This window comes from Curtobacterium sp. MCBD17_028, assembly GCF_003234875.1.
Lineage (GTDB): Bacteria > Actinomycetota > Actinomycetes > Actinomycetales > Microbacteriaceae > Curtobacterium.
In genome coordinates, this window is sequence record NZ_QKTQ01000024.1 from 1 (window position 1) to 25,626 (window position 25,626).

The window sequence follows — 25,626 nt, forward strand, 5'->3', positions numbered from 1 at the left end:
GTATAAGAGACCGGAAGGGGGACGGGCCTCCCGGACGACCGCCGGCGGGCCGGGGTCGGGCAGGCGCGGTCCGCTACTTGACGGCGCCCTGCGTCGCGCCGGCAGTGAAGTACCGCTGGCCGGCGAGGAACACGGCGAGCACCGGGATGATGAACAGCGTCGACGCCGCCAGGAGCAGGTTGTAGGCGGTGAAGTGGTGGCTCTGGTACTGCTGCAGTCCGAGCGAGAGCGTGTCGAGCGAGGCGTCGTTGAGGAAGATGAGCGGGCCGACGAACGCCGTCCAGCTGCTCAACGCCGTCATGATCGTGATGGTCACGAGCACCGGTCGGGCGAGCGGCATGAGGATCTGCACGAGGATGCGGAAGCTGCCCGCACCGTCGACCTTCGCGGCCTCGACGATCTCGCCGGGGATCTGCTGCAGGAACTGGCGGAGCAGGAAGATCGCGAGGGCCGAGGAGAACGCCGGCGTGACGAACTGCGCGGCGAACGGCGGCAGGAGGAGCGGGGCGAGCGTCCCGATCATCCCGAGCTGCTTGAAGATGAGGTACCAGGGCACCATGATCGCCGGGAACGGCAGCATCATGCTGAACAGCACGACGCCGAACACGGGCGCCTTGGCACGCCACTGCAAGACGGCGAACGCGTACGCCGCGGGAACGCACGCCAGGAGTGTCCCGATCACCGTGACGACGGTCACGACGGCGCTGTTGCGCAGGTACGTCCAGAAGTCGATGGACGTGATCGCGTCGGCGAAGTTGCCCGGGTGCCACGTGTGCGGGAGCAGCTGTGGGGGACTGGCCGTGACGCTCGTGGTGTCCTTGAACGCGCCGGTGACCATCCACAGGACCGGGATCAGGAACAGGATCGCGAGCACGATCCCCGCGGTGAGTCGTGCGCCGGACGTGAACCGGCGGGACGTCCGGGAGGCCCGGGGTGCGGCCGTCGGTCGGGGCGCGACGAGGAGGTCGGTTGCCATGGTCAGCGCTCCAGACGACGGTTGATGGCGAAGAAGACGACGATCACGAGGCTCGAGGCGAGGAGCAGCAGCACGCTCATCGCGGCTGCGCTGCCCATCCGGAGGAACGTGAACGCCTGCTGGTAGAGGTAGACCGCGTACGTCAGCGTGGACTGTCCGGGGGCGCCGAGGTCCGACGGGTTGACGACGAACGCCTGCTCGAAGAACTGGAAGTAGAACAGCGTGGCGATGACGACGTTGTAGAGCAGCACGGGCCGCAGGGTCGGGAACACGACGCTCCAGAACGTTCGGAACCGTCCGGCTCCGTCGAGCGAGGCCGCTTCGAGCACGTCCTCGGGCACCTCGTGCAGCGCGGCGACGAACGTGATCATGACCTGGCCGACCGAGCCCCAGAGCACCATCATGACGAGCCCGAGCTTCGCGTGGGCCGGGTCGCTGAGCCACCCGATCGGAGCGAGTCCGACGGCGCGGAGACCCGCGTCGAGGAGTCCGTACTCGGGGTTGAGGATGAAGGTCCAGACGATCCCCGTCGCGACCGGCGGGACCACGGCGGGCATGAACACGACGGCGCGCAGCACGGTGTTCGTGCGGCCCTGCTCCGCCAGGAGCACCGCCGAGCCGAGGCCCATGGCCGTGCCGGCGACGACCCCGATGACGGTCATGTACAGCGTGTTCGTGACCGACTTGATGAACACCGGGTCGTGGAACAGCGTCGTGTAGTTCTGCAGGCCCACCCACTCCGGGCTCGAGAACAGGTCGTACCGCGTGAAGCTCCAGTACACCGCGAGCACGGTCGGCAGGGCGACGAGGACGACCGTGCCGACGAACCAGGGTGCGAGGTACCAGACCACGCGGCGTCCGTCGCTGTGGATGCCGCGGCGGCGACGGGCCCGCGCGGGAGCGGGGACGCGCTGCCCGGCCACCTCGGACTCGGGACGTGGGGCGATGGAGGCGATGCCGCTCACCGTCCCGTCACCGCCTCGAGCGCTGCCGTCGCGCTCTGGCCGTTGAGGAGCGCGTTGTCCTGCGCCTCGCAGAGCTGCGTGCCGTAGTTCGAGCTCGTCGCGGTCTGGGTCCAGCTCCGTGCGTTGGCGCTCTTCGCGATGCCGATGTACTTCGCAAACTGCGGGTCGGACGCGAGCGCGAACGACGGCGTGTCCTTGAGCTGCGGGATGTTGCCGACGGTGTCCGAGAAGCTGGCGGTCTCCGACGCGTTCGTCGTCTCCCATTTGATGAAGTCGAACGCGGCCTTCGGGTGCTCCGCGCCGGTCGGGATCACCTGGGCGTTCGCGTCGACGTACGTGCTGCCGGCGCGGGACGGCGCGGTCGAGGAGGCGGGCAGCGGCACGACCCGGAGGTCACCGGCAGCTGCGGACCGGTTGTCCGAGGCGTACTGGACGGACCAGGGGCCGTCGAACATCATCGCCAGCTTGCCGGACTCGAGCGGGTCGCTGCTCGTGAGGTACGAGCCTGCGCTCGAGATGAAGTTCTGCACGTTCGCGACTCCGTAGCGCTTGAAGAACGACTGCTCCCACGTCAGGGCCGCGACGTTCGCGGCGCGCGTCGGCGTCGCGGTGCCGTCGGACGACGTCCAGCCGCCGCCGAACGCGTAGCCGTAGGAGATGAGGGGACAGGTCTGGCCCTGGTCGGGGCCCGGGTAGGTCGGCAGGAATCCCATCTGCGTGATCGTGCCGTCCGCGTTCCGCTCGGTGAGCTTCGCGGCGTCGGTGGCGAGTTCCTGGAGCGTCGTCGGCGGCTTCGTGATCCCGGCCTCCGCCAGCAGCTTCGTGTTGTAGATGAGGCCGGAGGTGAACACCTGGAACGGGAGACCGTAGGTCTTGCCGTTCGAGGTCATCGCACGCATCGCGCTGGGGATGTACGTGCTCGTGTCGAGGCCGGAGGCCCTGATGTACCGGTCCAGTGGCTGCAGGGCGCCGGCCGCGGCCCACCCGCCGAGCGGCAGCGAGTTGCCCAGGTCGACGATGTCGGGCGCGTCCCCACCGGTGATCGACGCGAGGATCTTCGCGTTGTTCGTCACGGGGGTCTCGGTGATCTCGACGCGCGGATGCAGCGACTCGTACCGCTCGATGAGTCGGTCGAGGACGGCCTGCTCGTGTCCACCGCCCCACTGCTGGTACATGGTCAGGTGGATGCGGCCGTCCGACGCGTCGGACGATGACGCACCGCTGCTGCATGCGGTGAGCGCGAGCAGGCCGATGGCCGCGGAGGCCACCGACGCCGCCAGTCGGCGCCTCGGCGGGGTGGTTCGGGGACTGGAACGCATCGGGGTCTCCTCGTCGATGACCGTGGGAACGAACACATGTGGAGTTCGAATGAACAAGTAGCGGAAACATAGCGTTCCGTGATCGAACAGCACAACCGTTGAAACACACTGTTCACATGTTCGATCTCGGTCTCGACCTCGATAGAGTGCCAGCGTGAAGAGCGGGAGCGGGAGCGGGAGCGGGAGCGGGAGCGGCAGCGTCCGCGGCGGTGCATCGAAGGAGCAGCGCCACGGGGCGATCCTCGAGGTGCTGCGCCGAGACGGCCGACTCGACGTGGCGGCCCTCGGCGCACTGCTCTCCGTGACGGAGATGACGGTCCGGCGCGACCTCGACGAACTCGCCGCGGAAGGGCTCGTCAAGCGCGTCCGCGGCGGTGCGACCCTCCCCGTCGGGAGCGGCTACGAGCCGCCGTTCGCGGCACGCGCGAAGACCAACGTCGAGGTCAAACGAGCGATCGCCGCGCGGGTCGCGGGGCTCGTCGCGGACGGAGACACGGTCCTCCTGGACGGGGGCTCGACGGGCCTCGCCGTCGCCGAGGCGCTCGCGGACCGGGTCGTCACCGTGTGCCCGCTCTCCCTGCGGATCGCGGCGCAGCTCGCGTCCTCGCCGACCGTGCGGCTCCGGATGCCGGGCGGCGCGGTGCGGCACGGCGAGCAGTCGTTCATCGGCCCCGACACGCTCGACTACCTCGGCCTCCACCGCTTCGACCACTTCGTCATGACGGCGAGCGCGGTGTCGTTCGAGGCGGGGTTCATGGAGTGGGACCCGGACGACGCCGCGGTGAAGCGCAAGGGGTGTGCCGTCAGCGACGCCGTGATCGCAGCGGCCGACTCGAGCAAGTTCGGTCGGACCGGGTTCGCCGTGATCGGACCGGTCGACGTCGCCGACACGGTCGTGACCGACGACCGCCTCGGCCGGGAGGACCGGGACCGGCTCGCGCAGGCCGGTCCCGTCGTGGAACTGGTCGCCGCGGCCGCTGCCGGCTAGGAGCGGTCCTCGCGGCGGCGGACCTGTGCGCGCGGGTCGCGTCCCGTGACCGGGTACGGACCGGTGACGCCCTCCCGGAGCGACGCGATGCGGAGGATCCGGTCGCGCTGGAGGAACCACCCGACCACGAGCAGCGGGATGATCACCACGAGCGACGCGATCGTGAGCGTGCCGATCGGCCAGTCGATCGCCATGAGCACGAGCACGGACACCAGGAACGCGAGCGTCAGCCAGGACGTCACCGGGGCGCCCGGGAGCCGGAAGGTCGGCTCCTTCGCCAGGCCCTGCTTCGCCCAGACCCGGAGTCGCATCTGGCAGAGCATGATCGTGCCCCACGCGGTGACGATCCCGAGCGCCGACACGTTGAGGACGATCTCGAACGCCTGGCTCGGCACGAACAGGTTGAGCACGACACCGGCGAGCGTGAAGCAGGCCGTGAGCAGGATGCCCGCGAACGGCACCCCGCCCTTCGACATCTTCGTCGTCCACTTCGGCGCGGAGCCGTTCATGCCCATCGAGTGCAGCGCCCGGCCCGTGGAGTACAGCCCGGCGTTCAGAGACGACAGCGCTGCGGTGAGCACGACGAAGTTCATGACGGATCCGACGACGTGCCCGACCTGCGGGTTGCCGATGGACGAGAAGAACGTGACGAAGGGGCTGACGCCCTCCTTGTAGGACGTGTACGGCAGGAGCAGCGACAGCAGGATGATCGAGCCGACGTAGAACACCGCGATCCGGAGCACGACCGAGTTGATCGCGCGGGGGATCACCTTCTCGGTGTCCTGCGTCTCGCCGGACGCCGTGCCGACGAGCTCGATCGCAGCGTAGGCGAACACGACGCCCTGCACGACGAGCACCGCGGGCAGGAGCCCGGTCGGGAACAGCCCGCCGTGGTCGCCCCAGATCGAGAAGCCGGTGTGGACGCTCGCGCCGCCGGTCTGCACCGGGAACGCGAAGAACAGCCAGATGAGTGCGATCACGAGGAACGCCACGAGCGCAGCGACCTTGATGAGTGCGAACCAGAACTCGAGTTCGCCGAACACCTTGACCGCCACGAGGTTCGCGGCGAGCACGACGAGCAGGGCCACCAGGGCGAGCGCCCACTGCGGGATCGCGCGCGTGCCCGCCCAGTAGTGCAGGTACAGGGCGACGGCGGTGGTGTCGACGATCGACGTCATGGCCCAGTTGAGGAAGTACATCCACCCGGCCGCGTACGCGAACTTCTCGCCGTAGAACTCGCGCGCGTACGAGATGAACGAGCCGGACGACGGACGGTGCAGCACGAGCTCGCCGAGCGCGCGGAGGATGAAGAACGCGAAGATCCCCGCGATCAGGTAGACGACCGCCAGTGCGGGTCCGGCGGAGTGCAGCCGACCGCCGGCGCCGAGGAACAGACCCGTGCCGATCGCTCCGCCGATGGCGATCATCTGGAGCTGCCGGGGCTTCAGGCCGTGCTGGAACCCCTCCTGCTCGTGGGCGAAGTCGTTGCCGGACGCCCGTCCGGTGTCGTTCGCTGGTGGCCGTCCGGTGTCGCTGTGGTCCTGCGCGGTCATCCCGCCACCGTACCGACGAGCTGCCGGACGTGCTCCCGGACCAGGGGGCAGCGACGGTTGCGCGACGGTCGTCGTCCAGCCGTCGCCACGTGTCAGCGTGGTTCCATGGACGGATGGCACCGCTCATCCGTCTCCTCGTCGCCGTCGGGTTCGCGCTGCTCCTGACCGCGGCGACGGCGCTCGTCCTCCACCTGGTGTTCCGAGCCCTCGCACGCCGAGGCCGATGGGCGGCCGTGCTGTCGCGCCGCACGAAGCACCCGACCCGGACGGTGCTGCTCGTCGCGTTCCTCTGGACCGCGTTCGCGTCCTCCATCCGGCCGGACGCCCGGCTCTACCCGTGGCGGGACGACGTCACCCACGGGTTCCTCATCGTGACCATCGCGGCGGGTGCCTGGCTGGCGTGCGAGCTCGCGATCTTCCTCGAGGACCTCGGTCTGCACCGCTACCGTGTGGACGTCCCCGACAACCGTGTCGCGCGGCGGATCCGCACGCAGGTGCTCATCATCCGGCGGCTCACCGTCGTCGTGGTCGTCGTCATCGCCGTCGGCTCCATCCTCCTGACGTTCCGGGGGATCGAGGCGGCCGGCGCGAGCGTGCTCGCGAGCGCGGGCCTCATCAGTGTCATCGCCGGCATCGCGGCGCAGTCCACCCTCGGCAACGTGTTCGCGGGCATGCAGCTCGCGTTCTCGGGCGCGGTCCGGGTCGACGACGTCGTGGTGGTCGAGCAGCAGTGGGGCCGGATCGAGGAGATCACGCTCACCTACGTCGTCGTGCACCTGTGGGACGACCGGCGCTTCATGCTGCCCTCGACGTACTTCACGACGACGCCGTTCGAGAACTGGACCAGGACGAGCAGCGAGCTCCTCGGGAGCGTCGACTTCGACCTCGACTGGCGGGTGAGCCCGGGCCAGATGCGGACGGAGCTCGACCGGATCCTGGTGACGACGGACCTCTGGGACGGGCGCACCAAGGTCCTGCAGGTCACCGACGCCGTGAACGGGCTCGTACACGTGCGGATCCTCGTGACGGCGCACGACGCACCCGGCCTGTTCGACCTCCGCTGCTACGTCCGCGAGGAGATGATCGCCTGGATCCAGCGCACGCACCCCGATGCGCTGCCGCTGCAACGGGTCATGATGGTCGACCCGACGCCGGACCGACCGCGGTCGCGGCGCGAGCCGTCCACCGCCACGAGCTCCGCCCTGTTCGGGGGCGACGAGGGCAGCGACCGCGCCGCGCTCTTCACGGGACCGATCCAGACCTCCGGCATCCGGCCGGACCAGATCCCGCCCGCCGACGCCGCGTGGCAGCGCACCCGGCGGGCGCCCCACGACCCGCGGGACGCTAGCGGACCTGCTGCCGGCCCTTGATCATCCGGTCGTCCTCGATGACGGTGCCGACCGCGACGATCGTCGTGGCGAGCCACGCGACCCACGTCAGGGCGAGGCGCCAGTCGCGCGGTCCCTTCCGCGTCGTCTGCAGGACGCTCCACCCGCTGAAGAGCGCGCTGAGCACCGATCCGTTGAACAAGAACTTCCGCACGTGTGCCTCCTGGTGTCGTTCCAGGCCACGCTACCCGTGGGTATGGTGGAGCGCCGTCCGCAGCGGACGGTGATCAGGACGAACCAGGAGGCCCCGTGCGTCAGGCCGCGATCGGGGCGCTGCTCCTCGTCGCCGGAGCGGTGTGCGTCGTGGTCGGTGTCCTGCCCGTGCCCACGCTCCTCGCGCTGGCCGACCGGGTGGTCCCGGTCCTGGCGTTCGTGCTGGGCCTCACGATCGTCGCCGAACTCGCGGCGGACGCGGGCGTGTTCGACCGGCTGGCCGACCTCGCGGCCCGGGTCGGGCGTGGCCGGACCCTCGGGCTCTGGGCAGCCGTCGTCGTGCTCGCGGTCGTGTGCACGGTGTTCCTCTCGATCGACACGACCGCGGTGCTCCTGACCCCCATCGTCATCGCCCTCGCTCGGCGGGTCCAGCTGCCGCCGATGCCCTTCGCGCTCACGACCGTGTGGCTGGCGAACACCGCGTCGTTGCTCCTACCGGTGTCGAACCTCACGAACCTGCTCGCCGTCTCGCGCATCGGACTGGCGGGGCCGCCGGCGTTCGCGGGGCTCATGGCGCTGCCGGCGCTCGCGGGGGTCCTCGTGCCGTGCGTCGTGCTGCTCGTCGTGTTCCGTCACCGGCTGCGCGGCGGGTACGCGCCCCCGCCCGTGCGCCGACCGGAGGACCGCGTGTTCTTCGTCGCGGCCTCCGCGGTCCTCGCGGCCCTCGTCGTGGCGCTGACCGCCGGCGTCACCGTGTGGGTCGCGGCGCTCGCCGCGGCCGCGGTCCTCGTGGTGGTCGCCGCCGTCCGCCGACCCGACGTGCTCCGCCCCGCTCGTGTTCCGTGGCAGCCGCTCATCCTCGCAGCGGGGTTGTTCGTCGCCGTCGAGACACTGCATGCAGCCGGCTCGACCGATCCGCTCGTCCGGGCGCTGCACGGCGGTGACGGCTTCGGGTCCCTGCTGGGGCTCGCGGGCGCGGGTGCGCTGGCGGCGAACGGGATCGACAACCTCCCCGCGTACCTCGTGCTCGAGCCGGCGGCGGGCAACGCGGCCGTGCGGTACGCGGCGCTCCTCGTCGGGGTGAACGCCGGGTGCCTCGTGACGCCGTGGGCGTCGCTCGCCACGCTGCTCTGGCACGCACGGCTCCGCGCCGAGGGCATCGCGCTGTCGTGGGGTCGCTACGCGGCGCTCGGGTGCGTCGTCGCCCCGCTCACCGTCGTGGCGGGCGTCGCGGCGGTCCTCGTCGCCCGCTGAGCGCCGGTGGCACCCCCGGGGTGGGCCGGTCGTGCCGTCGTCGGCGTCAGAGCCAGTCGCGCCGACGGAACACGGTGTACAGCGCGACCGAGGACACGACGATGAGCACGGCGGACGCGACGAGCCCGGACCAGGCGCCCTCGCCGGGGAACTTGATGTTCTGCCCGAACCACCCGGTGATGGCGGTCGGGATCGCGATGATCGCCGCCCAACTCGTCACCTTCTTCATGACCAGGTTCATGCGGTTCGACGCGAGGTTGAGGTTCGTCTCGAGCACGCTCGACACCGACTCACGGAGCTGGTCGACCTGCTCCGTGGCCGACGTGATGTGGTCTGCCACGTCGCGGTAGTACGGTCGCAGTCCGTCGCTGACCTGCGTCGCGTCACCACGGACGAGGGTCTGGATCACCTCGCGCTGCGGCCCGACGAGCCGCCGCAGGGTCCCGAGCGCCTTCCGCAGCGCGAACGACCGCCGCTGGATGTGGGACGTCTGCGCGGACACCTCGAACAGGTCGTCCTCCAGGTGGTCGATGAGGTCCTCGAGCTGTTCGACCGTCGCGGTGGCGTGGTCCGCGAGCACGTCGAGGACGCCCCACACGAGGAACGCGGCACCGTGGCCGGCCAGGTCGTCGTTGGCGTCCCAGCGGCGCACGAACTCCTGCGCGTCGAAGCCCGGCGCGTGCATGGTGACGACGGCGCGTTCGGTGACGAACGCCTTGACCTCGTGCGTCACCAGGTCGGTGCCGCCGCGCGAGCACGTCACGTCGTACGCCACCAGGAACAGGGCGCCGTGGTACCGGTCGAGCTTCGGCCGTTGCCCCGGCTCGAGTGCGTCCTCGCTCGCGAGCGCGTGGATGCCGAGTTCGTCCTCGATGCGCGCCAGCTCGTCGGCCGTCGGGTCCGTGAAGTCGACCCACACCACCTCGTCAGGACGCTCGAGGTGGTCGGACACGTCCTCCACCGGGAAGTCCTCGGCCGCGACCGTCCCGTTCCGCCACATCCGCGTCCGCACCATGCCGGTCATCGTACTGAGGCCCACGTGCGGCCCGGTGCCTGGCGCGTCCGGGCCCACGGCGAGACCCGTGTCGACCGGGAGGCCCTCGTCGGTCGCCGGGACGGGGCAGGCTGGGCGCATGGCGGTGTTCACGAAACGGCGGTCCGACGCTCCCGACGGCTTCTTCGCGGCGGAGGCGGCGGGACTGACGTGGCTCGGTGCCGCTGGCGGCGTCGCGGTCGCGGCCGTGCTCGACGTCGGACGGCGCCACATCGACCTCGAGGAGCTGTCCGACGTCCGGCCGTCGCCCGGTGTCGCTCGCCGGTTCGGCCACGACCTCGCCCGCACGCACGACGCCGGCGCCGCGGCGTTCGGTGCGCCGCCCGAGGGGTGGGACGGCCCGACCTTCATCGGCAAGCGGCCGCAGTCCTGCCGGCCGTCGTCGTCGTGGGGGCGCTTCTACGCGGAGCAGCGCGTTGCACCGTTCCTCGACCTGGCACGTGCTGCGGGCAGTGTCACGGATGACGAGCACGCCGCCGTCCGCAGGGTGCTCGAGGCCGTCGCGGACGGGGCGCTCGATGACGACGACGTGCCCGCGCGACTGCACGGCGACCTCTGGAACGGCAACGTCGTCTTCACGCCGGGCGGCGTCGTGCTCATCGACCCCGCGGCGCACGGCGGGCACCGCGAGACCGACCTCGCGATGCTCGACCTCTTCGGCTGCCCGTACCTCGACGAGGTCGTGGCGGGGTACCAGGAGCACGGGCCCCTCCGTCCCGGCTGGCGGGAGCGGATCCCGCTGCACCAGCTGCACCCGCTCGCGGTGCACGCGGCCGGCTACGGACGGTCGTACGGGCACGCGCTCGTCGACGCCGCGCGGCGGACGGCCGCGCTGCTGCAGTGACGTCCCTCGCCCCTCGTCCGCCCCGCCGCCGCCCCGGCTCCATCGGCCCGACGTCCGCCCCCGGGCAGCCTGGATGCCCGCTGCTAGCCTGGACCGGCCCGCCGCCGCGACGGGTGCCGAGCGCCTCCCGCGCCCGTGCGACGTCCGGCGCCTCCCGTCGCCGGTCGGCGGGACCAGAACGGAGAGCCCGCACCAATGTCTGCAGTCCCCCCGGAAGCCGAGCCCACCGACACGACGCCGACCCCCGACCGGACGGCCTCGACGGACCGGTTCGGCTTCGTCGTGGTGTCGAACCGCCTCCCCGTGGACCGCGTGGTCGACGAGGACGGGACCGAGGGGTGGCGGCACTCGCCGGGCGGGCTCGTCACCGCGCTCGAACCGGTGATGCGCGCGAACGACGGCGCGTGGGTCGGTTGGGCGGGCCAGCCCGACGTCGACCTCGACCCCTTCGAGAACGACGGCATCCACATCGTGCCGGTGCCGCTGTCCGACGCCGAGATCGAGGAGTACTACGAGGGCTTCAGCAACGACACCCTCTGGCCGCTGTACCACGACGTCATCGAGCAGCCGACGTACCACCGCGACTGGTGGAACGCGTACCGGCGCGTGAACCAGCGGTTCGCCGAGGCCGCGGCGGCGGTCGCCGACCAGGACGCCGTCGTGTGGGTGCAGGACTACCAGCTGCAGCTCGTCCCGCAGCTCATCCGCGAACTCCGTCCCGACGTCACGATCGGCTTCTTCAACCACATCCCGTTCCCGCCGGTCGGGATCTACGCGCAGCTGCCCTGGCGGTCGCAGATCATCGACGGCCTGCTCGGCGCCGACGTCATCGGGTTCCAGCGGTACGACGACGCCTCGAACTTCCTCCGCGCCGTGCGACACATCAAGGGCCACACGACCAAGGGTGCGATCGTCGACGTCCCGGTGGACGACCCGGACGCCCCGCGCTCGCGACGGGGCATCACCGTCCGGCACGTCGAGGCACGGCACTTCCCGATCTCGATCGACGCCGAGAGCTACGAGGACATCGCCCGACGGCCCGAGGTCCAGGCCCGTGCCCGCGAGATCCGCGAAGGACTCGGCAACCCGAAGACGGTCCTCCTCGGGGTCGACCGACTCGACTACACCAAGGGCATCGGACACCGCATCAAGGCCTTCGGCGAGCTCCTCGAGGACGGCCGCATCGACGTCGAGGACGCCACCCTCGTGCAGGTCGCGAGCCCGAGCCGCGAGCGCGTCGACACCTACAGGGCACTCCGCGACGAGATCGAGCTCACGGTCGGTCGCATCAACGGCGACCTCGGCACGATCAGCCACCAGCCGATCAGCTACCTCCACCACGGCTACCCGCGCGAGGAGATGGTGGCGCTCTACCTCGCCGCCGACGTCATGCTCGTCACGGCGCTCCGCGACGGCATGAACCTGGTCGCCAAGGAGTACGTGGCGAGCCGGTTCGACAACCAGGGCGTGCTCATCCTGTCCGAGTTCGCCGGTGCCGCCGACGAGCTCCGCCAGGCCCTGCTCGTCAACCCGCACGACATCGGCGCGCTCAAGGACGCCATCGTGCGCGCGATGCAGATGCCACAGCGCGAGCGCGCGACCCGCATGCGCGCCCTGCGCAAGCGCGTGCGGGACAACGACGTCGCGCGGTGGTCGCGGTCCTTCATCGAGGCACTCGACCGGCACGCGCCGGGCGGCGGCATCGACCCCGAGGCGACCGACCCCGGTGACGAGCACGTCGACGAACTCGCGCAGACCACGCCGGTGGAGGCGCGTGATGCCTGAGGCTCCCTCGCTCGACAGCGCGATCGAGCGGCTGGGCGGGGCGCGGTCACTGCTCGTCGCCCTCGACTTCGACGGCACCCTCGCGCCCTTCGCGGACGATCCGGCAGCGGTGGCGGCCCTGCCGGGCTCCTGGGCCGCGGCGCTCACCCTCGACCGCGCACGCGACACCCACGTCGTCCTCGTCTCGGGCCGCCCGCTCGCGGGGTTGGCACGGGTGACGCACGCTCCCGACGGCATGTCCCTCGTCGGGTCGCACGGCGTCGAGTGGCGGGTGGACGGCCACGACGAGGCCGCGCTGTCGCCCGACGAACTCGCGGCCGTGGATCGGATCGGCGCGCTCCTCGATGCGGTCGCCGAACGCCATCCCGGTGTCCACATCGAGCACAAGCCCGCGGGCCTCGGGGTGCACACGCGTCGCGTCGGTCCGGCCGAGGCCCGAGCGGCCGTGGAGGACGCCCGGGCGACGGTGCTCGCGGCGTTCCCCGACGTCCACGTGCGCGACGGCAAGGACATCCTCGAGTTCGCGGTGCGCGACGCCACGAAGGGCGACGCCGTCGAGCGGCTGCGTGCGCTCCTCGACGCCGACCGCGTCCTGTTCGCGGGCGACGACGTCACCGACGAGGACGGCTTCCGGGCGCTCGACCAGGACGCCGGCGACGTCGGCATCAAGGTCGGACCGGGGGAGACCCGCGCGGCGCACCGCGTCGCCGACCCTGCTGCCCTGACGCCCGTGCTGCAGGCGCTGGCGCGCGCCCGCGCCTTCCGCTGACGCTCCCGTCCGCTCGCGCACGGCCCCGCGTCCGGTTGGTGTACCAACTGCATCTAGACTCGCTCCATGCCTGATATCGACGTCAAGCCCCGCAGCCGTGCTGTCACCGACGGGATCGAAGCCACCACCTCGCGTGGCATGCTCCGGGCGGTCGGCATGGGCGACGCGGACTGGGACAAGCCCCAGATCGGCATCGCCTCGTCCTGGAACGAGATCACCCCCTGCAACCTCTCCCTCGACCGTCTGGCGCAGGGGGCGAAGGAGGGCGTGCACGGCGGCGGCGGGTACCCGCTGCAGTTCGGCACGATCTCGGTGTCCGACGGCATCTCGATGGGCCACGAGGGCATGCACTTCTCGCTCGTCTCGCGCGAGGTCATCGCCGACAGCGTCGAGACCGTGGTGAACGCGGAGCGCCTCGACGGCACGGTCCTCCTCGCCGGCTGCGACAAGTCGCTCCCCGGCATGCTCATGGCGGCGGCCCGGCTCGACCTGGCGAGCGTGTTCCTCTACGCCGGTTCCGTCATGCCCGGCTACGTCAAGCAGGCCGACGGCTCGGAGAAGCAGGTCACGATCATCGACTCCTTCGAGGGTGTGGGGGCCTGCAAGGCGGGCACCATGACCGAGGAAGAGCTGAAGAAGATCGAGTGTGCGATCGTCCCGGGCGAGGGCGCCTGTGGCGGGATGTACACCGCCAACACGATGGCGTCCCTCGCCGAGGCCCTCGGCATGAGCCTCCCCGGGTCGGCTGCGCCGCCGTCGGCCGACCGTCGTCGGGACTACTACGCGCACCGCTCCGGCGAGGCCGTGGTCGAGATGCTCCGCCTCGGCATCACCGCACGGCAGATCCTCACCCGTGAGGCCTTCGAGAACGCGATCACCGTGCTCATGGCGCTCGGCGGCTCGACGAACGCCGTCCTGCACCTGCTCGCGATCGCGCACGAGGCCGAGGTCGAGCTGACCCTCGACGACTTCAACCGCATCGGCGCGAATGTCCCGCACATCGCCGACATGAAGCCCTTCGGCCAGTACGTCATGGTGGACGTCGACCGCAACGGCGGCATCCCCGTCGTGATGAAGGCGCTCCTCGACGCGGGTCTGCTGCACGGGGACTGCCTGACGGTCACGGGGAAGACCCTCGCCGAGAACCTCGCCGAGATCGATCCGCCGGAGCTCGACGGCAAGGTCATGCGCAAGCTCGACGACCCGATCCACGCCACGGGTGGCCTGACGATCCTCCAGGGCTCGTTCGCGCCCGAGGGCGCGGTCGTCAAGACGGCCGGCTTCGACGCCGAGGTCTTCCAGGGCCCCGCCCGCGTGTTCGACCGGGAGCGCGCCGCCATGGACGCCCTGACCGAGGGCCGGATCGGCAAGGGCGACGTCGTCGTCATCCGCTACGAGGGCCCGAAGGGCGGCCCGGGCATGCGCGAGATGCTCGCGATCACCGCCGCCATCAAGGGCGCGGGCCTCGGCAAGGATGTACTACTCTTGACCGACGGACGATTCTCGGGCGGCACAACCGGCCTGTGCATCGGCCACATTGCACCGGAGGCAGTGGACGCAGGTCCCATCGCCTTCGTGCGCGATGGCGACCAGATCCGCGTCGACATCGCCGCTCGCACGCTCGACCTACTGGTCGACCCTGCCGAGCTGGAGGCCCGCCACGACGGCTGGGCACCGCTTCCCCCGCGGTACACCCGCGGTGTCCTCGCGAAGTACGCGAAGCTCGTCCGGTCCGCCGCCCAGGGCGCGGTCACGGGCTGAGCGCCGACCTCCACCCTCGCACCACGACGGCGGCGCCGTCCCCGCGGACCGCGCCGCTCCACACCAGAGGAAGTGCCATGCCCACGGAAGCCACTCCGCTCTCCGCCGCGGGGACGCGGCGCGCACCCGAGGTCCTGACCGGCTCCGGCGCGGTCCTGCGGTCCCTCGAACACCTCGGCATCACCGACGTCTTCGGGCTGCCGGGCGGCGCGATCATCCCGTTCTACGACGAGCTCATGGCCTCGACGGCCATCCGCCACGTCCTCGTCCGCCACGAGCAGGGCGCCGGCCACGCGGCCGAGGGCTACGCGGCGGCGTCCGGGAGGGTCGGGGTCGCGATCGCGACGTCGGGTCCGGGCGCGACGAACCTCGTCACCGCCATCGCGGACGCCTACATGGACTCCGTTCCGTTCATCGCGATCACCGGTCAGGTGTTCTCGACGCTCATGGGGACGGACGCCTTCCAGGAGGCCGACATCGTCGGCATCACGATGCCGATCACGAAGCACTCGTTCCTCGTCACGAAGCCCGAGGACATCCCGAGCACGCTGGCGGCGGCCTACCAGATCGCGACGACGGGACGTCCCGGTCCGGTGCTCGTCGACATCACGAAGGACGCCCAGCAGAACTCGGCGCCGTTCGTCTGGCCCCCGCGGGTCGACCTGCCGGGGTACCGCCCGGTGACCAAGGCGCACGGCAAGCAGATCGCGGCCGCGGCGCAGCTCATCGCCGAGTCGAGCAAGCCCGTGTTCTACGTGGGCGGCGGCGTCATCCGGTCCGGTGCGTCGGCGGAGTTGCTGCGACTCGCCGAGGCCACGCACGTCCCGGTGGTCACGACCCTCATGGCTCGCGGGGCGTTCCCCGACTCGCACCCGCAGCACCTCGGGATGCCGGGCATGCACGGCACGGTCCCGGCGGTGCTCGGACTGCAGGAGAGCGACCTCATCGTCGCGCTCGGGGCCCGGTTCGACGACCGCGTCACGGGCAAGATCGACGAGTTCGCGCCGGACGCCAAGGTGGTGCACGTCGACATCGACCCCGCCGAGATCTCGAAGATCCGGTTCGCCGACGTCCCGATCGTGGGCGACGCGAAAGAGGTCCTCACCGACCTCCTGGCCGCGTGGCAGGACGTCCCCGTCGCCGACCGCGCGTCCCTCGACGCCTGGTGGGAGCGCCTCGGACGGCTCCGTGAGCAGTTCCCGCTCGGGTACGCCGCCCCGCAGGACGGCCTCCTCGCGCCACAGGCCGTCATCCGCCGCATCGGCGAGCTCACCGGGCCGGAAGGCGTGTACGTGGCCGGGGTCGGTCAGCACCAGATGTGGTCGGCGCAGTTCATCCAGTACGAGCGCCCCCACGCCTGGCTCAACTCGGGCGGCGCGGGGACGATGGGCTACTCGGTCCCCGCCGCCATGGGCGCGAAGGTCTCGCAGCCCGACCGCGTCGTGTGGGCGATCGACGGCGACGGCTGTTTCCAGATGACGAACCAGGAGCTCGCGACCTGCGTCATCAACGACATCCCGATCAAGGTCGCGATCATCAACAACTCGTCGCTCGGCATGGTGCGACAGTGGCAGACGCTGTTCTACGACGGCCGGCACTCCTTCACCGACCTCGAGACGGGGCACGCGTCCCGACGGGTACCGGACTTCGTCAAGCTCGCCGACGCCTACGGTGCGCTCGGCATCCGCGTCGAGCGCGAGGACGAGATCGACGACGCGATCCGGCTCGCCCTCGCCACGAACGACCGGCCCGTCGTCATCGACTTCGTCGTCAGCCGCGACTCCATGGTGTGGCCGATGGTGCCGCAGGGGGTCAGCAACTCCGCGATCCAGCACGCACGCGACCTCGCCCCGAGCTGGGACGACGAGGACGCCGACATGACCGGGAGGCCCGCATGAGCCACGTCCTGTCCCTCCTCGTCGAGGACAAGCCGGGTCTGCTCACGCGCGTCGCCGGCCTGTTCGCGCGGCGCGGGTTCAACATCGAGTCCCTCGCGGTGGGGTCCACCGAGGTCGAGGGGTTGTCCCGCATCACCGTCGTGGTCGACGTCGAGGACCTGCCGCTCGAACAGGTGACGAAGCAGTTGAACAAGCTCGTCAACGTCATCAAGATCGTCGAGCTCGAGTTCTCGCAGTCCGTGCAGCGGGAGCACATGCTCGTCAAGGTCCGGGTGGACAACCAGACGCGCTCCCAGGTACTCGAGGCCGTCAACCTGTTCCGGGCGCGCGTCGTCGACGTCGCGACCGATTCCCTGGTGATCGAGGTCACGGGTGACCCGGGCAAGATCCAGGCGATCCTGCGCGTGCTGGAGCCGTACGGCATCAAGGAGCTCGCGCGGGCGGGCCTCCTCGGCATGGGCCGAGGCCCGAAGAGCATCACCGACCGCGTCCCCCGCGCGTAGTCGACATGACCCCGGGGCGGCACACCGCGGACCCCCGGACCGGACACACCGAACCGACAAGGAGAACCACCACCGTGACTGACATCGTCTACGACGCCGACGCCGACCTCTCGCTCATCCAGGGCAAGAAGGTCGCGGTCATCGGCTACGGCTCGCAGGGCCACGCGCACGCGCTCAACCTCCGCGACTCGGGCGTCGAGGTCGTCATCGGCCTGCAGGAGGGCTCCAAGAGCCGCAGCAAGGCCGAGGAGGCCGGGTTCACCGTGCACACCCCGGCCGAGGCGACCGCCTGGGGCGACGTCATCGTCATCCTGACGCCGGACCAGGTGCAGCGGCACGTGTACGCGGACGAGATCCAGCCGAACCTGACCGACGGCAAGGCGCTCGTGTTCGGGCACGGCTTCAACATCCGCTTCGGCTACATCCAGGCGCCCGAGGGCGTCGACGTCGTGCTCGTCGCGCCGAAGGGCCCGGGCCACACGGTGCGCCGTGAGTACGAGGCCGGCCGGGGCGTGCCCGTGATCGTCGCGGTCGAGGTCGACGCCTCGGGCCAGGCGTGGGACCTCGCCTGGAGCTACAGCAAGGCCATCGGCGGTCTGCGGTCCGGCGGCATCAAGACGACGTTCACGGAGGAGACCGAGACCGACCTGTTCGGCGAACAGGCCGTCCTCTGCGGTGGCACCTCGCAGCTCATCCAGTACGGGTTCGAGACCCTCGTCGAGGCGGGCTACCAGCCCCAGATCGCCTACTTCGAGGTCCTGCACGAACTCAAGCTCATCGTCGACCTCATCTGGGAGGGCGGGCTCACCAAGCAGCGCTGGTCCATCTCGGACACGGCCGAGTTCGGGGACTACGTCTCGGGCCCGCGCGTGATCGACCCGCACGTCAAGGAGAACATGAAGGCGGTCCTCGCCGACATCCAGGACGGCACCTTCGCCAAGCGCTTCATCGAGGACCAGGACGCCGGTGCGCCGGAGTTCACGGCGCTGCGCGAGAAGGGCGAGGGGCACCCGATCGAGGCGACCGGTCGCGAGCTGCGCAAGCTCTTCGCGTGGAAGCAGACCGACAGCGACTACGTCGACGGCTCGGCCGCCCGCTAGGCTCCTGCCAGCACTCGACGAGGAGGCGACGGTGCGCACCACGCGCACCGTCGCCTCGCGACGTGACCCGAACGACATGCAGCTCCTCTCCTCCAGCACCCCCGCGCACGCCGCCCTCCGGCCGGCGTCCTCGGCGCACCGATCGCACCCGCTGGGTCGTCCGTCGTGGTCAGTCGCGGCCTCCCGGCATGGGAAGATGCTCGAATGGCGGTGACGAGACGTGCGGTCCACATCGGCGCCGGCAAGATCGGGCGCGGATTCGTGGGCCAGTTCCTCGCAGCCAGCGGGTACGACCTCACCTTCGTCGACGTCGACGACCGCGTCGTCCGCGCCCTGAACGAGTCCGGCCGCTTCGTCGTCCACGAGGTCGGTGACGACCCCATCGACCGCGTGGTCGAGGGCTTCGCCGCCCTCAACAGCAAGCGCGAGCGCGACCGCGTGGTCGAGGCGATCGCCGGCGCGGACGTCGTCACGACCGCGGTCGGCGCGCGGACACTGCCCCTCGTGGCGCCGTTCATCGCCGAGGGACTGGCCGCGCGGCCGGCCGGAGCGGGCGTGGTCACCGTCGTGGCATGCGAGAACGCCATCAACGCCACCGACTCGTTGCACGCGAGCGTCCGGCGATCGCCCGCCCTCGAGGACCACGACATCGACGCGGTGTTCGCGAACTGCGCGATCGACCGCATCGTGCCGGAGCAGACCGGCGTGCTCGGACAGTCCGGCGGCCTCGACGTCGTCCTCGAGCCCTTCTACGAGTGGGTCATCGAGCGGACGCCGTTCTCCGGCGTCGACGCCGAGCCCCCGGCGATCCAGGGCGTCACGTGGGTGGACGACCTGCAGCCGTTCGTGGAGCGCAAGCTCTACACGGTGAACACCGCCCACGCGACCGCGGCCTACCACGGCTTCGTCCGCGGGATCCGGCTCATCCGCGAGGCCCTCGAGGACGACCTGGTCCGGGCCGAGGTCGACGGCGTCCTCGACGAGACCACCGCGTTGCTCGTCGCGAAGCACGGTTTCGACCCGGAGGAGCACCGCCGGTACGTCCAGGCGAACCTCGTCCGCATCGCCAACCCGCTCCTCCCGGACACGACGGCGCGGGTCGGACGCAACCCGCTCCGCAAACTCGGGCGTCGTGAGCGCTTCATCGGTCCCGCCGCGCAGCTGGCGGAACGCGGCATGCCGGTCGACCACCTGCTCGGCGCCGTCCGGGTCGCCCTCGAGTTCGACGACCCCGACGACCCGGAGTCGTTCGAGCTGCACGCGCTGCTGCGGTCCGGGGCGACCGCCCACGCCCTCACCGAGATCCTCACGGGACTCATGGAGAGCCACCCCCTGTTCCCGGCGGTCCGTTCGGTGGTCGCTTCTACACTGGAGTCATGACCACCCCGAAGGACGTCGGGTCCCCGCCGGACGGCGGTGCGGACCACGACGACGCCGAGGCCCTGAGCTGGGGTGCGGAGCAGGACGCCACCTACGTCGATGCACCGGCCAACGAACTCCGCGCACCGAGGGCGCCGCGGGCCCGCACCGGTGACGAGCCCCTCGCGTCCGGATCGCTCGTCGGTCTGGGCGTCCTCGGTGGGGTGTACCTGCTGTACACGGTGGCGTGGCTCGTCAGTGCGGGCGCGTTGCCGGTCGATCCCGGCACGTCCGCGGCGGCCGTCTTCTCAGAGGGCCTCCGGGTCCTCGCGATCATGGCCCCGGCCCTGTGGTTCGCGGCCACCCTGTGGCTCGGGCAGGGCCGGCGCCCGCGGACGCGGGTCCTCTGGCTCGTCGCGGGGGCGCTCGTGCTGTTCCCGTGGCCGTTCGTCCTGACGAGGAGCTTCGGGTGAGCGCGGTGCCCTCGGACGACACGTCGTCGTCGGCCGTTCCCGACACCACGGGCGTGACGCTCGGCAAGGTCGTGGTGTGGGTCGTCGCCGCCGTCCTGTTCGCGTACGTGCTGTGGCAGGCGATCGGCAACTTCGTCGGCGTGACGACCACCCTCTCGGCGAACAACGCGTTCCTCCGGCGCAACGGGGGCGATGCACTGCAGACGAGCGTGCCCTGGGTGGCCCTCGTCATCGACGTCGCCATCGCACCCGTCCTGTACGCGGTGGCGTGGTTCGTCACTCGGCGCACGGACCTCGTCCGGACGGTCGTCGTGTTCCTCGCGGCGTTCTGCGCGGTCGCGGCGCTCTGGTTCGACGTCCTCCAGTACGTCTCCGCGACGCTGCGCGTGGGCGGCTGACACCCGTCGTAACGCGCTCGGCCCGTCGATAGCATGGGATGCGCGTCGTCCCGCGTCGCGACCCCACCGCCCCCTCCCCGAAGGAACCCACCTGTGGCAAAGCCGGTCGTCCTGATCGCCGAAGAACTCTCACCAGCGACCGTCGAGGCTCTCGGGCCCGACTTCGACGTCCGGAACGTGGACGGCACCGACCGCCCCGCGCTCCTCGCCGCGCTGGCCGACGCGAACGCGATCCTCGTCCGATCCGCCACCAAGGTCGACGCCGAGGCGATCGCTGCTGCGCCGCACCTGCAGGTCGTCGCGCGCGCCGGGGTGGGTCTCGACAACGTCGACATCAAGGCCGCCACGGCTGCCGGGGTCATGGTGGTGAACGCGCCGACGTCGAACATCATCTCGGCGGCCGAGCTCACGGTCGGTCACATCCTCAGCCTCGCCCGGCACATCCCAGCGGCCCACGCATCGCTGTCGCAGGGGGCGTGGAAGCGTTCCGCCTACACGGGTGTCGAGCTCTACGAGAAGACCGTCGGCATCATCGGCCTCGGTCGCATCGGCGCCCTCATCACCGCACGGCTGCAGGCCTTCGGCGTCTCCGTGATCGCCTACGACCCGTACGTCACCCCGGCCCGCGCGCAGCAGCTCGGCGTCGAGCTCGTGTCACTCGAGGACCTCCTCCGCCGGAGCGACTTCGTCACGATCCACATGCCGAAGACCCCCGAGACCGTCGGGATGATCTCGGACGACCAGCTCGCCCTCATGAAGCCGACCGCGTTCGTCGTCAACGTCGCCCGCGGCGGCCTGATCGACGAGGCCGCCCTGCGGCGCGCGCTCACCGCGAACACCATCGCCGGCGCTGGCCTCGACGTCTTCGTCACCGAGCCGCCGACCGACGACGCCCTGACCGCGCTGCCGAACGTCGTCGTCACACCGCACCTCGGGGCCTCGACGGACGAGGCCCAGGAGAAGGCGGGCGTCTCGGTCGCGAAGAGCGTCCGACTCGCACTCGGCGGCGAGCTGGTGCCGGACGCGGTCAACGTCGCCGGCGGTGTCATCGACCCCTACGTGCGACCCGGCATCCCACTCGTGGAGCAGCTCGGGCAGGTGTTCGCGAGCCTCGCCGACACCTCGATCACGAGTGTCGACGTCGAGGTGCACGGCGAGCTCGCCGGGTTCGACGTGAGCGTCCTCCGGCTCGCGGCGCTCAAGGGCATCTTCACGAACATCGTCAGCGAGCAGGTGAGCTACGTGAACGCGCCGCTCCTCGCGGAGCAGCGCGGGATCACGGTGCGGCTCATCACGGACCCCGCCACCGCCGAGTACCGCAACGTGCTGACCATCCGCGGCGCCCAGTCCGACGGTCCGGCGATCAGCGTCTCGGGGACCCTGACGGGTCCGAAGCAAGTGGCCAAGCTCGTCGAGGTCAACGGCTACGACATCGAGGTCCCGCTCGCGCAGCACCACGTCGTCATGGTCTACACGGACCGTCCGGGGATCGTCGCGGTGTACGGCAAGGAGTTCGGGGACGCGGGCATCAACATCGCGGCGATGCAGATCGCCCGGCGTGCCGCTGGCGGCCAGGCGCTGAGCGTCCTCACCGTGGACTCGCCCGTGCCGAGCCCGATCCTCGAGCGCGTCCGCGCCGCGATCGACGCCGAGTCGCTGCGCGAGATCGACATCACCCTGTGACCGCGGTAGCACGACCAGGAGGCCCCGCATGACGGACACCATCGACCTCGCCGTGATCCGTGGCGACGGCATCGGCCCCGAGGTCGTCGAGGAGGCCCTCAAGGTCCTCGACGCCGCGGTCGGGCCCGACGCGGTCCGACGGACCGAGTACACCCTCGGGGCCGGGCACTACCTCGAGACGGGGGAGGTCCTGACCGACGACGACCTCGCCGCGATCGCCCGGCACGACGCGATCCTGCTCGGCGCGGTCGGGGGTGACCCCCGCGATCCGCGGCTCGCGGGCGGGATCATCGAGCGCGGTCTCCTCCTGCGCCTCCGCTTCGCCTTCGACCACTACGTGAACCTCCGACCGACGCGCGTCTACCCGGACGTCGCCTCCCCCCTCGCCGATCCCGGCGAGGTCGACTTCGTCGTGGTCCGCGAGGGCACCGAGGGGCCGTACGTCGGCAACGGCGGAGTGATCCGCAAGGGCACCCCGGCCGAGATCGCGACCGAGGTGAGCCTCAACACCGCGTTCGGCGTGGAGCGCGTCGTGCGGTACGCGTTCGACCTCGCCCGTCGTCGCCCTCGCCACCACCTGACGCTCGTGCACAAGAGCAACGTCCTCGTGCACGCGGGCGACCTCTGGCAGCGGACCGTGGCCTCCGTCGGGGCCGAGTACCCCGAGGTCACCGTGGACTACCAGCACGTCGACGCCGTGACCATCCACATGGTCCAGCGGCCCGGTGTGTTCGACGTCATCGTCACGGACAACCTCTTCGGCGACATCATCACCGACCTCGCCGGCGCGATCAGCGGCGGCATCGGTCTGGCGGCCTCGGGCAACATCAACCCGGACGGCACCTTCCCCAGCATGTTCGAACCGGTCCACGGGTCCGCGCCCGACATCGCGGGTCAGCAGCGGGCCGACCCCACGGCCGCGATCCTGTCCGTCGCGTTGCTGCTCGACCACCACGGTCGGACGGCCGAGGCCGAGACCATCACGCGGGCGGTCGAGGCGGACATCGCGGGCCGCGGCGCCACGTCGCGCTCCACGGCCGAGATCGGCGACGCGATCGCCGCGGCCGTCGCGCGTACCACCGCGGCCTGACCCCGGCGTCCCCCGAACCGACCGCTCCGTCCCCAGGAGACACCATGACCAGCACGACACCCACCAGCACCGACACGGCGTTCACCACGGCGTTCCGGACGGTCCCCTCCGCCGACCGCCGCGCGGCGGCCGAACGGGAGGCCATCCTCGCCGACCCGGGGTTCGGCAAGTTCTTCACGGACCACATGGCGACCATCCACTGGTCGGTCGAGTCCGGCTGGCACGACGCGAGCGTGCATCCGTACGGGCCCCTCGTGCTCGACCCGAGCGCGAGCGTGCTCCACTACGCGCAAGAGATCTTCGAGGGCCTCAAGGCGTACCGGCACGCCGACGGTTCCGTCTGGGGGTTCCGACCCGAGGCGAACGCTCGTCGGTTCCAGCGGTCCGCCGAACGCCTGGCGCTGCCGGAACTCCCGGTCGAGGACTTCGTGTCGGCCATCCGGCACCTCGTCGCGACGGACGTCGAGTGGGTGCCGTCGGCGGACGAGACGAGCCTGTACCTCCGGCCGTTCATGATCGCGACCGAGGCCTTCCTCGGGGTGCGCGCCGCGCAGCAGGTGGAGTTCCACGTGATCGCCTCGCCGGCCGGGGCGTACTTCACCTCGGGTCCCAAGCCGGTCTCGATCTGGCTGTCGACGCAGTACGGCCGCGCGGGCAAGGGCGGCACGGGAGCGGCGAAGACCGGTGGGAACTACGCGTCGTCGCTCCTGCCGCAGCAAGAGGCCTACGCGCATGGCTGTCAGCAGGTGATGTTCCTGGACTCGGTCGAGGGGCGGTACCTCGAGGAACTCGGCGGGATGAACGTCGTGCTCGTCCGGTCCGACGGCACGCTCGTCACCCCGGACTCCGACAGCATCCTCGAGGGCATCACGCGGGACTCGATCCTGCAGCTCGCGGAGGACCGCGGCCTGCGCGTCGAGCGCCGTCGCGTCGCCCTCGACGAGTGGCGCGACGGGGTCGCCGACGGCACGATCACCGAGGCCTTCGCGTGCGGAACGGCTGCCGTCGTGACCCCGATCGCCGAGTTGCGGGGCGAGGACATCACGATCGGGTCCCCGACCCAGGGTGCCGGCGAGCTCACGATGTCCCTGCGACAGGAGCTCACCGACATCCAGTACGGGCGACGCCCCGACCCGCACGGGTGGATGGTGCAGCTCACCGAACCGGGCGCGGCGTCCGTCGGCGACGCGGGCGACGATGCCCTCCGCTCCGCGGAGTCCGGGACCGACGAGGCAGCGGCTCAGTAGGGTCGACACGTGAAGATCGCACGGTTCAGCACCCCGGGGGAGGACCCCCGTTACGGCATCCTCGACGAGCGAGCGCTCGTGGTCCTGGCGGGCGACCCGCTGTACCAGGGGTTCGAGACGACGGGGGAGCGGGTGGACCTGCGGACCGCGACGCTCCTCGCTCCGGTGATCCCGAGGTCGAAGGTCATCGGGGTCGGGCTCAACTACGCCGAGCACGTGTCCGAGATGGATGAGCGCGCGGGGGAGGACCCGATCGTGTTCCTCAAGCCGAACACGGCCATCATCGGCCCGAACGACCAGATCCGCTTGCCGCAGGACGTGGGGCGGGTCGACCACGAGGGCGAGCTCGCCGTCGTGATCGGGTCCCTGGCGAAGAACGTCCGTCGCGAGGACTTCGCGGACGTCGTGCTCGGGTACACCGTGGCCAACGACGTGACCGCCCGTGATCTCCAAGCCCGCGACGGACAGTGGACCCGGGCGAAGGGCTTCGACACGTTCTGCCCGATCGGCCCGGTCATCGAGACGGACCTCGATCCGTCCGACGTCCGGTTGGAGACCCGCGTGGACGGCGACATCCGGCAGGCGGCGTCCACCTCGGAGATGATCCACGACATCCCGAGTCTCATCGAGTTCGTGTCCTCGATCTGGACCCTGCTGCCCGGGGACCTCATCCTCACCGGGACCCCGGCGGGTGTGGGCCCGATCAACGACGGCGAGATCGTCGAGGTCACGGTGTCCGGCATCGGCTCGCTGACCAACCCGGTCGTCGCGCGACGCTGACCCGACGCCGCCGAACCGAGCTCCGACGCCGCCGAACCGAGCCCCGACGCCGGCCGACCCGGCCCTCGACCCCGACACCGCCACGGTGCCGGGGTCGCGGCGTTCGCGGCTCCGCAGACCACGATCGGGGCGCGGAACCAGGAGCGGACAGCCCGGTGGTTGCATGGGACAACTTCGCGACACGCCCGGGATGTGGGGTGGTTTGCTGGGTGGTGGGGTGGTGCGTAAAGTAATCACTCGTCACCCCAAAGGTGCGGCGGAGCGGCCGGGACAGTGTCCCGGAGCG

Annotated in this window: 23 protein-coding genes; 17 read left to right on the forward strand and 6 right to left on the reverse strand. The window is 70.9% G+C overall.

What is annotated here, in order from left to right; genetic code table 11:
* Positions 1-73: 73 nt before the first annotated feature.
* The 3 genes from DEI86_RS15725 to DEI86_RS15735 are packed head-to-tail and all read right to left on the reverse strand — an operon-like array spanning position 74 to position 3,260.
* Complete coding sequence (locus DEI86_RS15725) at positions 74-976, reverse strand: carbohydrate ABC transporter permease (protein WP_111050141.1); 903 nt, start codon at positions 974-976, stop codon at positions 74-76.
* Between the two features lie 2 nt (positions 977-978).
* The gene (locus tag DEI86_RS15730; RefSeq protein ID WP_111036573.1) at positions 979-1,941 is read right to left on the reverse strand and encodes a carbohydrate ABC transporter permease; all 963 of its coding nucleotides are present in this window, start codon (positions 1,939-1,941) and stop codon (positions 979-981) included.
* Positions 1,938-3,260 (reverse strand): extracellular solute-binding protein, encoded by a 1,323-nt coding sequence (locus DEI86_RS15735; protein WP_146244974.1) that lies wholly within the window; start codon positions 3,258-3,260, stop codon positions 1,938-1,940. Before DEI86_RS15735 ends, DEI86_RS15730 begins: the two co-directional genes overlap by 4 nt.
* Positions 3,261-3,414: 154 nt before the next feature.
* Between DEI86_RS15735 and DEI86_RS15740 the strand changes: the two genes are divergently transcribed.
* Entirely contained in the window at positions 3,415-4,248 is an 834-nt protein-coding gene (locus DEI86_RS15740; protein WP_111050144.1) for a DeoR/GlpR family DNA-binding transcription regulator, read from the forward strand.
* Here the strand turns inward: DEI86_RS15740 and DEI86_RS15745 are convergent.
* A complete protein-coding gene (locus DEI86_RS15745; protein WP_111026159.1) occupies positions 4,245-5,801 on the reverse strand; it encodes an amino acid permease in 1,557 nt (518 codons plus the stop codon). The two genes, DEI86_RS15740 and DEI86_RS15745, sit on opposite strands and share 4 nt — an antisense overlap.
* Positions 5,802-5,914: 113 nt before the next feature.
* On the opposite strand from DEI86_RS15745, the gene DEI86_RS15750 reads away from it, so the two are divergent.
* Positions 5,915-7,171, forward strand: a complete 1,257-nt coding sequence (locus tag DEI86_RS15750; RefSeq protein ID WP_111036569.1) for a mechanosensitive ion channel family protein — start codon at positions 5,915-5,917, stop codon at positions 7,169-7,171.
* Here DEI86_RS15750 and DEI86_RS15755 read toward each other — a convergent pair.
* Positions 7,146-7,343: a hypothetical protein gene (locus DEI86_RS15755; RefSeq protein WP_111009585.1), complete on the reverse strand. Its 198-nt coding sequence runs from the start codon at positions 7,341-7,343 to the stop codon at positions 7,146-7,148. The two genes, DEI86_RS15750 and DEI86_RS15755, sit on opposite strands and share 26 nt — an antisense overlap.
* 95 nt (positions 7,344-7,438) lie before the next feature.
* On the opposite strand from DEI86_RS15755, the gene DEI86_RS15760 reads away from it, so the two are divergent.
* Complete coding sequence (locus DEI86_RS15760; protein WP_111050145.1) at positions 7,439-8,596, forward strand: SLC13 family permease; 1,158 nt, start codon at positions 7,439-7,441, stop codon at positions 8,594-8,596.
* Between the two features lie 46 nt (positions 8,597-8,642).
* Here the strand turns inward: DEI86_RS15760 and DEI86_RS15765 are convergent, their stop codons facing one another.
* Positions 8,643-9,611, reverse strand: coding sequence for a magnesium transporter CorA family protein (locus tag DEI86_RS15765; protein ID WP_220035637.1), 969 nt, complete (start codon positions 9,609-9,611; stop codon positions 8,643-8,645).
* Between the two features lie 118 nt (positions 9,612-9,729).
* On the opposite strand from DEI86_RS15765, the gene DEI86_RS15770 reads away from it, so the two are divergent.
* The 14 genes from DEI86_RS15770 to DEI86_RS15840 all read left to right on the forward strand — a co-directional run bounded on the left by DEI86_RS15770 (position 9,730) and on the right by DEI86_RS15840 (position 25,340).
* The gene (locus DEI86_RS15770; protein ID WP_111050146.1) at positions 9,730-10,494 is read left to right on the forward strand and encodes a fructosamine kinase family protein; all 765 of its coding nucleotides are present in this window, start codon (positions 9,730-9,732) and stop codon (positions 10,492-10,494) included.
* A gap of 195 nt (positions 10,495-10,689) precedes the next feature.
* A complete protein-coding gene (gene otsA / locus DEI86_RS15775; RefSeq protein WP_111050147.1) occupies positions 10,690-12,279 on the forward strand; it encodes an alpha,alpha-trehalose-phosphate synthase (UDP-forming) in 1,590 nt (529 codons plus the stop codon).
* Positions 12,272-13,048: a trehalose-phosphatase gene (gene otsB / locus DEI86_RS15780; RefSeq protein ID WP_111050148.1), complete on the forward strand. Its 777-nt coding sequence runs from the start codon at positions 12,272-12,274 to the stop codon at positions 13,046-13,048. Before otsA ends, otsB begins: the two co-directional genes overlap by 8 nt.
* 66 nt (positions 13,049-13,114) lie before the next feature.
* The gene (ilvD, locus tag DEI86_RS15785) at positions 13,115-14,809 is read left to right on the forward strand and encodes a dihydroxy-acid dehydratase (protein WP_111009590.1); all 1,695 of its coding nucleotides are present in this window, start codon (positions 13,115-13,117) and stop codon (positions 14,807-14,809) included.
* Between the two features lie 77 nt (positions 14,810-14,886).
* Entirely contained in the window at positions 14,887-16,707 is a 1,821-nt protein-coding gene (locus DEI86_RS15790; RefSeq protein ID WP_111009591.1) for an acetolactate synthase large subunit, read from the forward strand.
* The gene (gene ilvN, locus DEI86_RS15795) at positions 16,704-17,210 is read left to right on the forward strand and encodes an acetolactate synthase small subunit (RefSeq protein WP_111009592.1); all 507 of its coding nucleotides are present in this window, start codon (positions 16,704-16,706) and stop codon (positions 17,208-17,210) included. Before DEI86_RS15790 ends, ilvN begins: the two co-directional genes overlap by 4 nt.
* Positions 17,211-17,284: 74 nt before the next feature.
* Positions 17,285-18,310: a ketol-acid reductoisomerase gene (gene ilvC / locus DEI86_RS15800; protein ID WP_111009593.1), complete on the forward strand. Its 1,026-nt coding sequence runs from the start codon at positions 17,285-17,287 to the stop codon at positions 18,308-18,310.
* A 204-nt stretch (positions 18,311-18,514) separates the two neighbouring features.
* Entirely contained in the window at positions 18,515-19,690 is a 1,176-nt protein-coding gene (locus tag DEI86_RS15810; protein ID WP_111009595.1) for a mannitol-1-phosphate 5-dehydrogenase, read from the forward strand.
* Positions 19,687-20,142 (forward strand): hypothetical protein, encoded by a 456-nt coding sequence (locus DEI86_RS15815; RefSeq protein ID WP_111009596.1) that lies wholly within the window; start codon positions 19,687-19,689, stop codon positions 20,140-20,142. The genes DEI86_RS15810 and DEI86_RS15815 overlap by 4 nt, the downstream gene beginning before the upstream one ends.
* Positions 20,139-20,540, forward strand: a complete 402-nt coding sequence (locus tag DEI86_RS15820) for a hypothetical protein (RefSeq protein ID WP_111013415.1) — start codon at positions 20,139-20,141, stop codon at positions 20,538-20,540. Before DEI86_RS15815 ends, DEI86_RS15820 begins: the two co-directional genes overlap by 4 nt.
* Before the next feature lie 93 nt (positions 20,541-20,633).
* On the forward strand, positions 20,634-22,223 hold the full coding sequence (gene serA / locus DEI86_RS15825) for a phosphoglycerate dehydrogenase (RefSeq protein ID WP_111026152.1): 1,590 nt from the start codon (positions 20,634-20,636) through the stop codon (positions 22,221-22,223).
* Positions 22,224-22,251: 28 nt separating this feature from the next.
* Positions 22,252-23,313 (forward strand): 3-isopropylmalate dehydrogenase, encoded by a 1,062-nt coding sequence (locus DEI86_RS15830; protein WP_111026151.1) that lies wholly within the window; start codon positions 22,252-22,254, stop codon positions 23,311-23,313.
* A 44-nt stretch (positions 23,314-23,357) separates the two neighbouring features.
* Positions 23,358-24,560 carry a branched-chain amino acid aminotransferase gene (locus DEI86_RS15835; protein WP_111009600.1) on the forward strand — a complete coding sequence of 401 codons (1,203 nt, stop codon included), beginning with the start codon at positions 23,358-23,360 and terminating at the stop codon, positions 24,558-24,560.
* A 9-nt stretch (positions 24,561-24,569) separates the two neighbouring features.
* The gene (locus DEI86_RS15840; RefSeq protein ID WP_111009601.1) at positions 24,570-25,340 is read left to right on the forward strand and encodes a fumarylacetoacetate hydrolase family protein; all 771 of its coding nucleotides are present in this window, start codon (positions 24,570-24,572) and stop codon (positions 25,338-25,340) included.
* Positions 25,341-25,626 lie beyond the last annotated feature (286 nt).